This window comes from Bacillus sp. BD59S (assembly GCF_007363175.1).
GTDB classification, from domain to species: domain Bacteria; phylum Bacillota; class Bacilli; order Bacillales; family Bacillaceae_G; genus Bacillus_A; species Bacillus_A pacificus.
Window position 1 is genome coordinate 4,739,123 of record NZ_CP034686.1, and the last position, 15,529, is coordinate 4,754,651.

The window sequence follows — 15,529 nt, forward strand, 5'->3', positions numbered from 1 at the left end:
AAAGCGAAAGTGGCTCGCTCAGAATCTTTGGACATTGGAACTCCCGACAGAGAAGCGCTTTTTGCTTCGTCCGAGGGAGTGAAATGGCCAACAGATTCTAGCCACTCTGTAGCTGGATTCCAACAAAAAGCGAAAGTGGCTCGTTCAGAATGTGAAGTGGATGGAGCTTCTGACCTTGAGGCGTTCCTTGCCTCTAGCGAAGAAGCGAAGCCGCCGAACATTCTAGCCACTGTAGCTGGATTCCAATAAAAAGCGAAAGTGGCTCGCTCTCAAGCCACTAAGAAAAAAGAAAAAGCCCCGCTTTTCATCAAAGCGAAGCCATCCTTTTCTTACTTACGCTTTTTCTTTTTCTTCTTGAATCCTGGTACGTTTTCGAAGAATGCTTTTTTCTTCTTGCCGTTACCATCTTTTTTCCCTGGCTGGCTTGCGGACGAAGATGCGGATGCAGATCCTCTTCCTTTTCCTGTGCCTTTACCTTTGCCACCACGGTCAAATTTTCTACCTGTGCCACGTTCTCCGCCGCGCTCATTACTGCGTTCGCTACGTCCGCCGCGTTTCTTTCTGCCTGTTCTTGGCTGTTCGATAACGACTGGGCGGTCTTTGAACTTACGACGAGGTGTACCTTTCATGCCAACGATTTCAAAGTCGATTGCACGCTCGTCTTTGTTTACATTAATAACGCGAATTGTAATTTCGTCACCAATGCGGAATACGTTACCTGTACGTTCTCCAATCATTGCGAAATGCTGCTCATCATAACGGTAGTAATCATCCGTTAAGTAGCTAACGTGTACAAGACCTTCAATTGTATTTGGAAGCTCTACGAATAAACCGAAGTTTGTTACAGAGCTAATCATACCGTCATACTCTTCGCCGATTTTATCAACCATATACTCTGCTTTTTTCATTTCGTCTGTTTCACGTTCTGCTTCAACAGCACGGCGTTCCATATTAGAAGAATGATCTGCAATCTCCGGTAACTTTTCACGCCATTTTGCTTGCGTTTCATTGTCAACTTTACCGTTAATAATGTATTCACGAATTAATCTATGAACAATTGTATCTGGGTAACGACGAATTGGTGATGTGAAATGCGTGTAGAACTCAGTTGATAAACCGAAATGTCCTAAGCTATCCGCATCGTAACGTGCTTGCTTCATAGAACGAAGCATTACTGTTGAAATAACTACTTCTTCTGGTTGCCCTTGAACCATTTCGAGAATTTGTTGCAGCGCACGAGGATGTACTTCATTCGCACGTCCTTTTACCGCATATCCGAAGTTCGTTACAAACTCGAAGAAACGCTCTAGCTTATCTTCTTTCGGATCTTCATGGACACGGTACATGAATGGTACGTTCATCCAGTGGAAGTGCTCTGCTACTGTTTCGTTCGCAACAAGCATAAATTCTTCAATTAACTTCTCTGATACAGAACGATCACGCATGACAACGTCTGTCGGTTTTCCTTCTTCATCTACTAATACTTTCGCTTCTTTAAAATCAAAGTCGATTGCACCGCGGCGCATACGTTTTTCACGTAAAATTTGTGCTAATTGCCCCATCTCTTTAAACATCGGTACTAATGGCTCATAACGCTTAATTAACTCTTCGTCCTCATCTTCTAAAATGCTTCTTACGTCAGCATACGTCATACGCTCTGTCGTTTTAATCACACTTTGGAAAATCTCGTGTTTAACAACATCACCTAAGTTGTTGATTTCCATTTCACAAGATAATGTCAGACGGTCTACTTTCGGATTTAATGAACAAATACCGTTAGATAGACGATGTGGAATCATTGGAATTACACGGTCAACAAGATACACACTTGTCGCTCTTTCCGCTGCTTCAACATCAATTGGAGAACCTTCTTGAACGTAATGACTTACATCCGCAATATGAACGCCTAGCTTGTAATTGCCGTTCTCAAGCTTCGTTACTGTAACAGCGTCATCTAAGTCTTTCGCATCTGCACCATCAATCGTTACGATCATTTGATCACGCAGGTCGCGGCGATCTTTTAAATCTTCTTCTGAAATCGTTTCTGGTACACTGTTTGCATGCTCCATCACTTCTTCAGGGAATGCTAAAGGTAAATGATGTTTATGAATGACAGATAAAATATCTACTCCTGGATCATTTTTATGACCTAGAATTTGAATAACTTCACCTTCTGCACTTAAACGATTCTCTGGATAGCTCGTAATTTTCACAACTACTTTATGGCCTTCTACAGCACCCATTGATGCACTTTTCAAGATAAAGATATCACTTGTCCAGCGCTTATTGTCAGGTATAACGAACCCAAAGTTTTTCGATTCTGTATATGTACCAACTAGTTCTTTCGTTCCACGCTCTAAAATGCGTACAATTGAACCTTCTTGACGTGAACCACTTGATTGAGAACTAAGGCGTGCTAACACTGTATCGCCATGAAGTGCACCGTTTAATTCTGTAGGCGGGATGAAAAGATCATCGTCTCCCGTTTTCTTCTCGTCTGGTACAACGAATGCAAAACCACGTGCATGTCCAATTAACTTACCTCTTACTAAATTCATCTTTTCAGGAAGACCGTAACGGTTGCTACGTGTACGAATAACAAGCCCCTTCTCTTCCATCGTTACAAGTGCCTTTACAAAATCTTTAAAGCCCTCAGAACCTTCAATTCCAAATGCCTCTTCTAACTCTTGTATCGTTAGCGGTTTATACGCTTCTTCTCTCATAAATAATAACAACTTATCAATATGTTCTTGTATGATTTCTTCCAAGCAAAAATACCTCCTTTAAAACCTTATATTATTTAGTGTATCCGAAAGATAGGGGATGTATAAAGTGAAACTTCAATACTCCCCTTATGATTTTTACAGTTTTCACAAAAATTCCCTTATGAAAAAAAGAGGCAACTAGATCTTACCAATCTAGTTGCTCCAAGAAGTTATATACATCCTCATGTAGCTCGTCACGCTGTTTATCCAGTGTAATGACATGCGTAGAGTCTTCATACCATTTAATGTCTTTTAACGTAGATTCTACACCGTTATAAATAATGTTAGCACTATCTGTATTAATCATTTCATCATGGCGCGCTTGTACAACAAATGTTGGGGCATAAATCATGTCCACATTGTTACGTACGTCAGCAATTAATTGTTGTAATGCTTTTAATGTATTCATCGGTGTCTTTTGGAATTCCAACATTTCTTGTTCGATTTGCTCTGGTGATTTTTGCTCACGCTTTTTATATTCGCGGGCATATGCCAATATACCTTGGTACATCGTTTCTTCACTCTTAATATACATCGGTGCACACATTGGTACTACACCTAAAACCGGTACTGTATAACCTAATTTTAGAGAAAATACGCCGCCAAGTGACAATCCAACGACAGCAATTTTCTCAAAACCTTTATCTTTTAAAAGCTGATATGCCTCCGTTACATCTTGCCACCAATCTTCAGGACCTGTATGAACAAGCTCTTCTGGCGGTACTCCATGCCCTTTATAAATTGGCGCATGACAAGTGTAGCCTTTCTTTTCTAAGAAACGCCCTAACATACGTACATCAGCTGAGTTTCCTGTGAATCCATGTAGTAATAAAACAGCGCGGTCTCCACCCTCAAATGTAAATGGTTTCGGAGATGCTAATTTCATCATGTACTTCTCCTCTTTCTCTTCTGTAATCTAGTCGTATTCTTTCTATATCTAGTGTACCATATTTATATTTCTATAATCTAATTAGAAACATCTTTCAAATGGCAAAACAAAAAAAGAAGAACCATTAGTACATCTTACTAACGCTTCTTCTTTCAATTCTATAAGTTTAAGTACGTAACACCAATTGTTAATGCGAAGAACAATACAGCTAAAACAATTGTAATACGGTTTAATACCGCTTCAATTCCACGTGCTTTTTGCTTACCAAATAATTGCTCTGCACCGCCTGAAATTGCACCTGAAAGGCCTGAGCTATTACTAGACTGCATAAGTACCATAACAATCATTAAAATCGATACAATAATAAGTAAAACGGATAATAACGTATGCACTTGGCGTACCTCCTACAAAGATTCAGTTATTGTAACTGTAGCATAAATTCTATAGAAAAGCGAGAGCTATAAGGTTGCTCTCGCTTTTCTTCTATTACATGAACATCATTGCAAATAACGGCCCGAGCAAACATGTCAAAATGGCTGTTAATGTCATTGTTACCGATCCAATAACACCTTCATGTTCATTATTTTTCATCGCTCTCATCACACCCATAATATGAGAAGCACATCCAAATCCGATACCTTTACCAACTGAGTTTGTAACGCGGCTCCATTTTAATAAAAGCGGGCCAGTAATCGTTCCGGTAATACCTGCAATAACAACGAAAGCTGCTGTTAATGACGGTACACCACCAACTTGCTCTGAAACACTCATCGCAACTGGCATTGTCACTGATTTTGGTAAAGAAGATAAAATTAAGCTTTTATCTGTTCCCATAAGTGAGGCAATAGCAAAGTCACTTGCAATGGCAACTGTTGTACCTACTAGTACCCCGCCGGCAATTGGTACAACATATTTTTGCAGAACGTGACGTTGTTTATAAAGAGGAATTGCAAATGCTACAACACCAGGTCCGAGCAGCTTCGCAATCCAGCCACCACCACTTTCCATATAATGTTGATACGGTATATCAAGCACGATAAATAAGAAAGCCATTAATCCTGTTGCTACAAGCATTGGAATGGTGAATGGTGTTGGAAATAATTTATAGATTTTTTTAGATAATTGATATAATAGCACCGTAAAAAGAACCCAACCGATTCCGATTAACATTTGGCTCATCGCGACTCTCTTTCCTTTCTATTCGCAAGATATTGTCCTGTATGTCCTGCGACAATAATAATTAAAAATGTACTCGCTACAACTGTAATGAAAAGAGAAATTCCTTTACTCATAAAAAAAGCACCGTAATTCATTAGGCCAAGCGTTGGCGGAATTAATAAAAACGGCATAATAGCAACGAGTGTTTCTGCTCCTAAATCGAACCATTTCACTGGAAGAACTTTTAGGCTAAGTAAAACAAGTAAGAGGAACATTCCAATCAAACTTCCTGGGATCGGAATATTTAACATTTCTTGTACCCAAGTTCCAACCATATAAAAAACGTAAAGAGCAGCAATTTGGACAAGAATCTTTGTAAATTTCATGTTCATCATCCCTCTTGTTTATACGATCTTCTCTTAATATCTTTATCATAGTATAAATTGTAAAAAGCTGCAATTTATCAACTTGACAGCAAAAAACGACTATGTTATACGCTTACAACCTTGATATGACTACATTTCTAAAAGGAAATTAAGTCAAAAACCTTGACCTAATATAAGAAGTTTTTATTTTCTGAATTTTAAATGTTATTATTTCAATAAAATAATCTTTTTATCCTTAAGCTTACATATATATAAAGTGAAACTTTAATCAGTGGTGGGTTCTTTATCTCCCACTGATTATCAGCCCTCACCAATCGGACTTTTATGGGCAGCCCGAACCCACCTAAATTCTTTGCTTTCGCTGAATTTTGAGGTGGGGGTCTTACTGCCCATTAAAGTGGGATAAACAAGATAGGTGGTGAACATATGCCCAAAAAAGTTCTCATTTTTTGTGATCCTGGCATTGATGATACAATGGCTCTCCTCTTAGCGTTCTTTATCGATGAAATAGAAATCATCGGGATTGTTGCTGATTATGGCAATGTTCCAAAAGAGATGGCCGTACAAAATGCTCATTTTTTTAAGAACGAAACAAAAAATAGGAATATCAAGATATTCGGTGGTTCAGAGCGTCCACTTACTGGTGCCCCCCCCTGCTTTTTTACCGATGTACACGGAAAACAAGGGCTCGGGCCAATTATTCCAAAAGGGAATGTAACTAACGGGGAAATGGAGAATTTTTTCGAAGTTATTCCTCTTATTGAACAGTATAAAGATGAATTAATCATTGTAAGTTTAGGAAGACTTACCTCCCTCGCAATTTTATTTATCGTATGTAAACAGTTAATGAAGCAAATTAAATCTTACTACGTAATGGGCGGTGCCTTTTTACACCCGGGTAATGTTACCCCTATTTCTGAAGCAAATTTTTATGGTGATCCTGCTGCCGCTAATATAGTCCTTCAATCCTCACCTAACATGTACATCTATCCATTAAACGTCACCCAATATTCCATCATTACACCAGAAATGGCTGAATATATTGAAGCAAAAGGAAAAGCCCCACTCGTCAAACCTTTATTCGATCATTATTACTACGGCTATTATAAAAATGCTCTACCACATTTAAAGGGTAGCCCCTTCCATGACACAATGCCAATACTCGCTTTACTTGATAACTCTATGTTTACGTATCACAAATCACCTATCGTTGTCATGACCGAATCTTATGCACAAGGGGCAAGCATTGGGGAATTCCGCTCTTTAGAAGAATCTAAACCATTTATTAATCGGCCGATTCATCAAATCGCAATTGATTTTGATTATAACCGCTTCTTTAAACATTTCATGTCACTTATGACGGATGAGCAATTTTAACATAAAAAAACAGACCGCGATTTCTCACGGTCTGTCGTTATGTTCTACAATTATCGTTTGATGTTGTAGAAAGATTTGATACCATCGTAAACAGCGATTTCGCCTAGTTCGTCTTCGATGCGTAATAATTGGTTGTACTTAGCAATACGGTCAGTACGGCTCATAGAACCAGTTTTGATTTGGCCAGCGTTAGTTGCAACTGCGATGTCAGCGATTGTAGCATCTTCAGTTTCACCAGAACGGTGAGATACAACTGCTGTGTAACCAGCACGTTTAGCCATTTCGATAGCTTCGAAAGTCTCAGTTAAAGTACCGATTTGGTTAACTTTAATTAAGATTGAGTTAGAGATACCTTTTTCGATACCTTCAGCAAGTTTTTGAGTGTTAGTTACGAATAAATCGTCACCAACTAATTGTACTTTATCACCGATACGCTCAGTTAATAATTTGTGACCATCCCAGTCGTTTTCGTCTAAACCATCTTCGATAGAGATGATTGGGAAGTCTTTGCAAAGCTCTTCGTAGAAATCAACCATTTCTGCAGAAGTTAAGCCAGTACGGCCTTCGCCTGCAAGGTCATATTTACCAGTTTCTTTGTTGTAGAACTCAGAAGAAGCAACGTCCATTCCTAAGAATACGTTCTCGCCAGCTTTGTAACCAGCTTTTTCGATAGCTTCGATGATTACTTCTAATGCTTCACGGTTAGAACCAAGGTTTGGAGCGAATCCACCTTCGTCACCTACTGCAGTGTTAAGACCTTTGTCATGTAATACAGCTTTAAGTGCATGGAATACTTCAGCACCCATACGGATTGATTCTTTGAATGTTGGAGCACCAACTGGTAAGATCATGAACTCTTGGAAGTCTACGTTGTTATCAGCGTGAGAACCACCGTTGATGATGTTCATCATTGGAGTTGGTAATTGTTTTGCATTGAATCCACCAAGGTAACGGTATAATGGAAGACCTACGAAGTCAGCTGCTGCGTGAGCTACTGCCATAGATACACCAAGGATAGCGTTAGCGCCTAGTTTACCTTTGTTTGGAGTGCCATCTAATTCGATCATAGCACGGTCGATACCAGCTTGGTCAGTTACGTCGAAACCAACGATTTCTGGAGCGATTGCTTCGTTAACGTTGTTTACTGCGTTCATAACACCTTTACCTAGGTAACGAGATTTGTCACCGTCACGTAATTCTACTGCTTCGTGCTCACCAGTAGATGCACCACTTGGTACGATAGCGCGTCCGAAAGCGCCGCTTTCTGTGTAAACTTCTACTTCTACAGTTGGGTTACCACGAGAGTCAAGGACTTCGCGAGCATAAACATCAATAATTGTTGACATAATAAATTCTCTCCTTTTTATATAAGCAAATTATTTAATAATTGTTTTACCTGTCATTTCTTTCGGTTGCTCAACACCAAGAAGTGTAAGCATAGTTGGAGCGATATCACCTAAGATACCATCTTCACGTAATTCTACGTCGTTCTTAGTAACAATGAAAGGAACCGGGTTAGTTGTATGAGCTGTCATTGGCTCTCCTTCAGAAGTTAATTCTTCATCCGCATTACCATGGTCAGCAGTAATAAGTGCTACACCATCTTTTGCAAGAATCGCTTCTACAACTTTTCCTAAACATTCGTCAGTTGCTTCTACTGCTTTAATTGTTGGTTCCATCATCCCAGAATGGCCAACCATATCACAGTTCGCAAAGTTAAGAATGATAACATCGTGTTTATCATTTTCGATTTCATTTACTAAAGCGTCCGTTACTTCGTAAATGCTCATTTCAGGTTTCAAGTCATACGTTGCAACCTTCGGTGAGTTAATTAAGATACGCTCTTCTCCTGGGAATTCAGCCTCACGACCACCGCTAAAGAAGAATGTAACGTGCGGATACTTTTCAGTTTCCGCGATGCGAAGTTGCTTTAATCCCGCTTGCGCAACAACTTCACCTAAAGTGTTATCAAGGTTCATTGGCTTGAATGCCACGTAACCATCTACTGTTTCACTAAAGTGTGTCATACATACGAATTCTGGAATGTGAGGTACTTTTTCACCACGATCGAACTCACGGAAGTCTTCGTTTGTAAATACACGAGCAATTTGAATTGCACGGTCTGGACGGAAGTTATAGAAGATAACTGCATCATCATCATTGATTGTTGCAACTGGCGTGTTATCTTCGTTAACAATTACAGACGGCAATACGAATTCATCGTAGATACCATTTGCATAAGAGTCTTCTACACACTCTTCTGCTGATTTATAAGTAGGGCCTTCACCATTCACCATAGCACGGTAACATTTTTCTACGCGATCCCAACGCTTGTCACGGTCCATGGAGTAATAACGACCAGAGATAGTCGCGAATTGTCCTACTCCTGTTTCTTTAATTACTTCATTTGTTGCATCGATATAGCTTTGTGCTGTTTTTGGTCCAACATCGCGGCCATCTAAGAATGCATGAATGTATACTTTCTCAACGCCTTCTTTAGCTGCTAAGCGAAGAAGAGCAAACATGTGGTTCATGTGACTGTGCACACCACCGTCAGAAAGTAAACCGAATAAATGAAGTGCAGTACCTTTTTCTTTTACGCTTTTAATTGCACTTTGGAACGTTTCGTTCTTGTCGAACTCACCTTCACGGATTGCAACGTTTACGCGTGTTAAGCTTTGATATACAATGCGGCCAGCACCGATATTTAAGTGACCAACCTCAGAGTTACCCATTTGACCTTCTGGAAGACCTACTGCCTCACCACAAGCTGTAAGCGTTGTGTGAGGGAATTTGTTCCAGTAACCATCAAAATTAGGTTTCTTAGCTTGTGCTACAGCATTCCCGTAAGTTTCTTCACGAAGTCCGAAACCGTCAAGAATGATTAAAGCTGTTGGCTTTCTCATTTTACCGCCCCCAGAAGACCTAAGAACGAAGCAGGCTCTAAGCTAGCACCGCCAACTAAAGCGCCGTCGATGTCAGATTGTGCCATGTACTCTTTAATGTTTTCTGGTTTTACGCTACCGCCGTATTGAATACGAACAGCTTCTGCAGCAGCTGGAGAAACAGCTTCTGCAACAACTTTACGGATGTGCGCACATACTTCGTTTGCATCTGCAGAAGAAGAAGATTTACCTGTACCGATAGCCCAGATTGGCTCATAAGCGATAACAGTTGCTTTAACTTGCTCTTCAGTTAAACCTGCAAGTGCTTTTGTCACTTGACCTGCTACTAGATCAAATGTTTTTCCGCTTTCGCGCTCTTCTAAAGTCTCACCACAACATACGATTGGTGTTAAACCATGTTCAAATGCTGCGATAGTCTTTTTGTTTACTGACTCATCTGTTTCAGCAAACATTTCACGACGCTCAGAGTGGCCAAGTACTACGTAGCCTACTTTTAAGTCGCTAAGTGCTACTGGGCTAATTTCGCCAGTGAATGCACCATTTTTTTCGAAGTGCATGTTTTGTGCACCTACTTGTAAATCAGTTCCTTCAGTCGCTGCTACAAGGCGCTCTAAGAATAGAGCTGGAGAGCAAACTACTGCATCAACAGCTGAAGCTGCTGGGATTTGACCTTTAACTTCCTCTACGAAGCTAACTGCTTCAGATAGAGTTTTATTCATTTTCCAGTTACCTGCGATAATTGGTTTACGCATGCTTTGCACCGTCCTTTTTCTTTGGCTGCTACTTATTTGTCGTTAAGACAAACTACACCTGGAAGCTCTTTACCTTCCATGAATTCTAATGACGCACCGCCGCCAGTAGAAATGTGGCTCATTTTATCAGCCATACCGAATTTTTCAACAGCTGCTGCAGAGTCACCACCGCCGATAACAGAGTATGTACCTTCTGCATCTGCTAATGCTTGTCCTACTGCTTTTGTACCTTCTGCGAATGGAGTCATTTCGAATACACCCATTGGTCCATTCCATACAACAAGCTTAGAGTTTTTAATTACATCTGCATAAATTTCACGTGTTTTAGGACCGATGTCCACGCCTTCCCAGTTAGAAGGGATAGAATCGATATTAACGATTTTAGTTGTTGCAGTTTCAGAGAATTCCTCAGTGATTACAACATCAACTGGCATGTAGAAGTTTACGCCTTTTTCTTTTGCAAGTTGCATAAATTCTTTAGCTAGTTCAATCTTGTCGTCTTCACATAGAGATAGACCAATTTCATGACCTAAAGCTTTAACGAATGTGTAAGCAAGTCCGCCACCGATGATTAAGTTATCTACTTTGTCTAATAGATGACGAATTACACCGATTTTATCTTTTACTTTCGCACCACCGATGATAGCTGTGAATGGACGTTCTGGGTTAGAAAGTGCTTTACCTAATACTTCTAACTCTTTTTCCATTAATAGACCAGATACTGCTGGTAGGTAGTCTGCGATTCCTGCTGTAGAAGCATGAGCACGGTGAGCTGCACCGAATGCATCGTTTACGAAGATATCAGCAAGAGCTGCAAATTCTTTCGCAAGTTCTGCATCGTTCTTTTCTTCGCCCGCATAGAAACGTACGTTTTCAAGAACTAATACGTCGCCTTCATTCATTGCTGCAACCATTTCTTGTGCAACTGGTCCGAATGCTTCGTCTGCTTTTTTAACATCTTTACCAAGAAGCTCACCTAAACGTGCTGCTACTGGAGTAAGACGTAATTCTTCTACTGCTTGACCTTTTGGACGGCCTAAGTGGCTTGCTAAAATAACCTTCGCACCTTGCTCTACTAAATATTGAATTGTAGGAAGAGCTGCACGGATACGAGTTTCATCTGTAATTTTGCCTTCTTTCATAGGTACGTTGAAGTCAACGCGGCAAAATACACGCTTACCTTTTAAATCTACGTCACGAATTGATTTTTTGTTCATTGGATTTCCCTCCGACTACTAGTTAGGATTGACAAAACCCACTCAAAAGCTTAACACATTTGCTTTTAAAACGAAAGAAGAGAGAGAGGGAACAAACCCTCTCCCTCGTTTTGTCATTGATAACTTATATAATTAAGAATTAAAGACCTTTTGAAGTCATGTAAGCTGCTAAGTCTACTACGCGGTTAGAGTAACCAGTTTCGTTATCGTACCAAGAAAGTACTTTAACCATGTTACCTTCCATTACCATTGTAGATAATGCATCGATTGTAGAAGAAGCTGTACATCCGTTATAGTCGATAGATACTAATGGCTCTTCGCTGTATCCAAGGATACCTTTTAATTCGCCTTCAGCTGCTGCTTTGAATGCTGCATTTACTTCTTCAACTGTTACTTCTTTGTCAAGTTCAACAACTAGGTCAACTAGAGAAACGTTAGCAGTTGGAACACGTACAGCGCCACCGTTTAATTTACCTTTAAGTTCTGGTAATACTAATGCTACTGCTTTAGCTGCACCAGTAGATGTTGGGATCATGTTTTCAGCTGCTGCACGAGCACGACGTAAATCTTTGTGTGGTAAGTCTAAGATTTGTTGGTCGTTAGTGTAAGAGTGAATTGTTGTCATCATTCCGCGTTTTACGCCGAATTTTTCGTTTAATACTTTAGCGAATGGAGCTAGACAGTTTGTAGTACAAGAAGCGTTAGATACTACATTGTGGTTAGCTGCATCGTATTGTTCGTGGTTAACACCCATAACTACAGTGATATCTTCGTCAGAAGCTGGAGCTGAGATGATAACTTTCTTAACTGATCCACCTAAGTGTTTTTCAGCGTCTGATTTTTTAGTGAAACGGCCAGTAGATTCTACTACTACTTCTACTCCGTAGTCGCTCCATGGTAATTGAGCTGGGTCACGCTCAGCGATAACTTTAATTTCTTTACCGTTAACAACGATGCTGTTTTCGTTAGCAGATACTTCTGCATTTAAAGTTCCGTGAACTGTGTCATATTTTAAAAGGTGAGCTAATGTTTTAGCATCTGTTAAGTCGTTGATTGCTACTACTTCTACCTCAGAGTTGTTAAGAGCTGCGCGGAATACGTTACGTCCGATACGTCCAAATCCATTAATACCAATTTTAGTCATTTGAATTTCCTCCTTGGGGGATTATATTAAAGGGTAATACCCTTTGTTAACTGTTTTGCTGCACCTTCATCTGTAATTAGAATTGAAGTGTGCCCTTGTTTAATTACAGCCTGTATTGCCTTTGCCTTTGAAGAACCTCCAGCGACTGCAACAACGTGAGATACATTTTGTAAATCCTCTAGTTGCATACCAACTGTTCTTACTTTATGAACAACATTTCCTTGTTCATTAAAGTAGTAACCGAAAGCTTCGCCAACTGCTTCGCTTGCCTGAATCTTTAACCAATCTGCTTCCGAAGTATTTCTGCGACGTGCCATTGTTAACGCATCACCTATTCCATGAATGACGATATTGGAAGATCGAATCAACTCAAGAACTTCTTTCACGGAAGGCTCTGTCACAATAGACGCATATGCTTCGCTGCTAACATGATCTGGAACATACAATAAGCGATAATTACTCATCGTATTTTGCGCCATTTTGGCACAAATGGTATTGGCTTCTAACTCGACGCCTTCTCCAATTCCACCACGTGCTGGGACAAATAGCATATGTAAATCTTTGCAATCAAGCTGCATCATGTCCGCAACAGCAGCTAGCGTAGTTCCTCCAGCCACAGCAACGATATTATTCGCTGTCAGACGGTCTTTTATACAAGTCACACAAGCACGGCCCATCTCCAGTTTGACCCAAGGTGATTCATCACTATCACCAGGGACAACGAAAACTTCATCCAAGTCTAATGTTTCCTTAAGTTGCTTTTCTAAAACCTTTAACCCGGAAATTTCTTTCATAAAGTCTTCCAAAGCAAGAACTAAAGCTGTTCCTTCTTCTGTCAATGTCATTCCAGAAGAAGCGACGTGAACTAAGTTTTGTTCTTTCAAAACTTGAACTTCACTTCGCAATACTCGTTCTGTCATACCGAGACTTGCTGATAAGTTTCTTCTTCCAATTGGCTGCATGAGCCTAATGTATTGAAGAATTTGCATTCTCGTTTGCATAACAGGTAGCAGATCAGGTAATAATTTTTTTGTGTTCTGAATCCATGAGCGCATATCTTTTCTCCTCACTACATCGGTTCATTTTCCCTCGTGGTCACTTTACGTCCCGTAGTGACATTTTGTGTCCCACATAGGTTAAAAAAATAATCCCTGCTACGTGTATTATTGTAACAGGAGATAGAAACTTATTCAACTCTTAACTGCATTCTTTATATAGTTTATTATGACACCTTTGTGAATGTTACCATATTCTACTTGTTTTCCGTCTATTTCTACAACCGGAATCATTAGATGATATTTTTCTAAAAGGTCATTATCTTCATATATATTTATTTCCTCAATTTGAAAAGAATATTCACATTGTACTTCCTGTAAAACTTGTTTCGCCTTCACGCAAAGGCCACAATCTTTTTTTGTATACAGTACAACTTTCATCTTCTTCACCTATCCGATTGTTTTTCGTAATGACGACGCTGGAATGTGCATTTGCTCTCTATACTTCGCCACTGTTCTTCGAGAAATAACGATTTCATGCTCTTCTTCTAATAATTTTGAAATCTTTTGATCTGAAAGTGGCTTTTTCTTATTCTCTGCCTCAACAAGCGTTTGAATAAATTGTTTTACGCGCTTTGTAGAAACTGCTTCATCTTCAGTAGTCGAAACGGCATTACTAAAGAACGATTTCATCTCAAATAAACCGTGTGGTGTTTGCACATATTTATTTCGCGTTGCACGACTAATTGTCGATTCATGCACGCTTAACTCTTCTGCTACTTCTTTTAAAGCAAGTGGCTTTAAATACTCCGGACCTTTCCAGAAGAAATCACGTTGTTTTTCCATAATAATGGTCATCACTTGCAGAAGAGTTTGTTTTCTCTGTTTTAAACTACGCATAATCCACTGCACATGTTGATACTTTTCTGATACGTAAGATGCCACTTCACTTTCACTATTATTGAGAAGCGCACTATATTCAGAATGAATTTCAATTCTTGGCATATTTCTCTCATTCATTTGTAAAACGAGACGATCACCATCTTTTTTCACCGCCATATCAGGCACAATATAAAGTGGTTTATCAGAAGAAAACGCAAGACCTGGTTTTGGTTGTAATGACGTTATACAATTTACAGCACTCTGTAATTCCTCATTACTACACTTCAACACTTGAACGAGCTTTCGCCAATCTTTCTTCACGAAATAAGCAAAGTGATCCTCTATAACCTCTTCCGCTAATCCATTCCGCCTTTGTAAGCGCTTCAATTGCAAGGTTAGACATTCCTGAATATTACGCGCCCCTACCCCTGCTGGCTCAAGTGATTGGACAAGCTCTACAGAGCGGTCGACTACATGAATCGGTGCGGAAAGGAGGCTTGCTAACTCTTCGTTCGTTTCTTGTAAATACCCATTTCCATCCATGTTCATAATAATGAAAGAAGCTACTTTTCGCTTTTCTTCCTCTATTTTATAATACTGTATTTGATTTAATAAATGTTGCTGAATCGTTGTAGAATCCACACTGTAGATTTCCATCTGATTCTCGACTTGTTTGCTGGTACTTTTACTGTTGTTAGAGCTCTTTTTCTTCTCCCTCTCAAAACCACCTAACTCAATAAGGGGATTCTCTAACGATTGCTCATACAAAAACTCCGATAATTCTTGTACATTATACTGGAGCATTGTAATCGCTTGCCTTAACTCTTGTGTCATTGCCAAACGTAAGCTTTGTTCTTGTAAAAGACTTGCCTTCAAACTAATCTCCCCCTTGTTTCTATTGTACAATAAGTTTGGTAAAAGGAGAATGCTATCACAGACACCCATTCCAAAATATTATTAATTTATATGTATTAATGAGATTTACAACTTACAACCGAAATTTGAATAATATTGAAAGAAAATAATAGTGCAATAAAATTATTACCACATACTAATAG

Annotated in this window: 15 protein-coding genes; 2 read left to right on the top strand and 13 right to left on the bottom strand. The window is 39.6% G+C overall.

The features are described from left to right. The first annotated feature begins 78 nt into the window (after positions 1 to 78). Positions 79 to 249, top strand: coding sequence for a hypothetical protein (locus EKQ63_RS30060; protein WP_176398076.1), 171 nt, complete (start codon positions 79 to 81; stop codon positions 247 to 249). An 80-nt stretch (positions 250 to 329) separates the two neighbouring features. Here the strand turns inward: EKQ63_RS30060 and rnr are convergent, their stop codons facing one another. The 5 genes from rnr to EKQ63_RS27120 form a co-directional block, all read right to left on the bottom strand. Then, a complete protein-coding gene (gene rnr / locus EKQ63_RS27100; protein ID WP_087955078.1) occupies positions 330 to 2,768 on the bottom strand; it encodes a ribonuclease R in 2,439 nt (812 codons plus the stop codon). Positions 2,769 to 2,910: 142 nt separating this feature from the next. Continuing rightward, the gene (gene estA, locus EKQ63_RS27105; RefSeq protein WP_000761976.1) at positions 2,911 to 3,651 is read right to left on the bottom strand and encodes a carboxylesterase; all 741 of its coding nucleotides are present in this window, start codon (positions 3,649 to 3,651) and stop codon (positions 2,911 to 2,913) included. 161 nt (positions 3,652 to 3,812) lie between these two features. Continuing rightward, positions 3,813 to 4,046 carry a preprotein translocase subunit SecG gene (gene secG / locus EKQ63_RS27110; RefSeq protein WP_000557262.1) on the bottom strand — a complete coding sequence of 78 codons (234 nt, stop codon included), beginning with the start codon at positions 4,044 to 4,046 and terminating at the stop codon, positions 3,813 to 3,815. A gap of 94 nt (positions 4,047 to 4,140) precedes the next feature. Further along, positions 4,141 to 4,833, bottom strand: coding sequence for an LrgB family protein (locus EKQ63_RS27115; protein WP_029440954.1), 693 nt, complete (start codon positions 4,831 to 4,833; stop codon positions 4,141 to 4,143). After that, positions 4,830 to 5,198 (bottom strand): CidA/LrgA family holin-like protein, encoded by a 369-nt coding sequence (locus EKQ63_RS27120; protein WP_000673222.1) that lies wholly within the window; start codon positions 5,196 to 5,198, stop codon positions 4,830 to 4,832. Before EKQ63_RS27120 ends, EKQ63_RS27115 begins: the two co-directional genes overlap by 4 nt. A 426-nt stretch (positions 5,199 to 5,624) precedes the next feature. On the opposite strand from EKQ63_RS27120, the gene EKQ63_RS27125 reads away from it, so the two are divergent. Next, entirely contained in the window at positions 5,625 to 6,575 is a 951-nt protein-coding gene (locus EKQ63_RS27125; RefSeq protein ID WP_143881661.1) for a nucleoside hydrolase, read from the top strand. Between the two features lie 50 nt (positions 6,576 to 6,625). On the opposite strand, the gene eno is transcribed toward EKQ63_RS27125, so the two are convergent. The 8 genes from eno to rpoN form a co-directional block, all read right to left on the bottom strand. Beyond that, the gene (gene eno / locus EKQ63_RS27130; protein WP_000103949.1) at positions 6,626 to 7,921 is read right to left on the bottom strand and encodes a phosphopyruvate hydratase; all 1,296 of its coding nucleotides are present in this window, start codon (positions 7,919 to 7,921) and stop codon (positions 6,626 to 6,628) included. A 30-nt stretch (positions 7,922 to 7,951) separates the two neighbouring features. After that, a complete protein-coding gene (gene gpmI / locus EKQ63_RS27135) occupies positions 7,952 to 9,481 on the bottom strand; it encodes a 2,3-bisphosphoglycerate-independent phosphoglycerate mutase (protein WP_001231152.1) in 1,530 nt (509 codons plus the stop codon). Next, positions 9,478 to 10,233, bottom strand: a complete 756-nt coding sequence (tpiA, locus tag EKQ63_RS27140) for a triose-phosphate isomerase (RefSeq protein ID WP_001231037.1) — start codon at positions 10,231 to 10,233, stop codon at positions 9,478 to 9,480. The genes gpmI and tpiA overlap by 4 nt, the downstream gene beginning before the upstream one ends. A 32-nt stretch (positions 10,234 to 10,265) precedes the next feature. After that, complete coding sequence (locus EKQ63_RS27145) at positions 10,266 to 11,450, bottom strand: phosphoglycerate kinase (protein WP_088327961.1); 1,185 nt, start codon at positions 11,448 to 11,450, stop codon at positions 10,266 to 10,268. Between the two features lie 139 nt (positions 11,451 to 11,589). Continuing rightward, positions 11,590 to 12,594, bottom strand: a complete 1,005-nt coding sequence (gene gap / locus EKQ63_RS27150; RefSeq protein ID WP_000161236.1) for a type I glyceraldehyde-3-phosphate dehydrogenase — start codon at positions 12,592 to 12,594, stop codon at positions 11,590 to 11,592. A gap of 26 nt (positions 12,595 to 12,620) precedes the next feature. Further along, positions 12,621 to 13,649 carry a gapA transcriptional regulator CggR gene (gene cggR / locus EKQ63_RS27155; protein WP_001258187.1) on the bottom strand — a complete coding sequence of 343 codons (1,029 nt, stop codon included), beginning with the start codon at positions 13,647 to 13,649 and terminating at the stop codon, positions 12,621 to 12,623. Positions 13,650 to 13,784: 135 nt separating this feature from the next. Then, positions 13,785 to 14,030, bottom strand: coding sequence for a glutaredoxin family protein (locus EKQ63_RS27160; RefSeq protein WP_143881662.1), 246 nt, complete (start codon positions 14,028 to 14,030; stop codon positions 13,785 to 13,787). Between the two features lie 9 nt (positions 14,031 to 14,039). Further along, a complete protein-coding gene (rpoN, locus tag EKQ63_RS27165) occupies positions 14,040 to 15,347 on the bottom strand; it encodes an RNA polymerase factor sigma-54 (RefSeq protein ID WP_143881663.1) in 1,308 nt (435 codons plus the stop codon). Positions 15,348 to 15,529 lie beyond the last annotated feature (182 nt).

What these genes read in the sequence shown, in the direction of transcription:
- gpmI (WP_001231152.1), bottom strand. Translation starts at nt 9,481, where the DNA reads ATGAGAAAGCCAACAGCTTTAATCATTCTTGACGGTTTCGGACTTCGT.
- cggR (WP_001258187.1), bottom strand. Translation starts at nt 13,649, where the DNA reads ATGCGCTCATGGATTCAGAACACAAAAAAATTATTACCTGATCTGCTA.
- estA (WP_000761976.1), bottom strand. Translation starts at nt 3,651, where the DNA reads ATGAAATTAGCATCTCCGAAACCATTTACATTTGAGGGTGGAGACCGC.
- tpiA (WP_001231037.1), bottom strand. Translation starts at nt 10,233, where the DNA reads ATGCGTAAACCAATTATCGCAGGTAACTGGAAAATGAATAAAACTCTA.
- EKQ63_RS27120 (WP_000673222.1), bottom strand. Translation starts at nt 5,198, where the DNA reads ATGAAATTTACAAAGATTCTTGTCCAAATTGCTGCTCTTTACGTTTTT.
- EKQ63_RS27160 (WP_143881662.1), bottom strand. Translation starts at nt 14,030, where the DNA reads ATGAAAGTTGTACTGTATACAAAAAAAGATTGTGGCCTTTGCGTGAAG.
- gap (WP_000161236.1), bottom strand. Translation starts at nt 12,594, where the DNA reads ATGACTAAAATTGGTATTAATGGATTTGGACGTATCGGACGTAACGTA.
- EKQ63_RS27145 (WP_088327961.1), bottom strand. Translation starts at nt 11,450, where the DNA reads ATGAACAAAAAATCAATTCGTGACGTAGATTTAAAAGGTAAGCGTGTA.
- EKQ63_RS27125 (WP_143881661.1), top strand. Translation starts at nt 5,625, where the DNA reads ATGCCCAAAAAAGTTCTCATTTTTTGTGATCCTGGCATTGATGATACA.
- EKQ63_RS27115 (WP_029440954.1), bottom strand. Translation starts at nt 4,833, where the DNA reads ATGAGCCAAATGTTAATCGGAATCGGTTGGGTTCTTTTTACGGTGCTA.
- eno (WP_000103949.1), bottom strand. Translation starts at nt 7,921, where the DNA reads ATGTCAACAATTATTGATGTTTATGCTCGCGAAGTCCTTGACTCTCGT.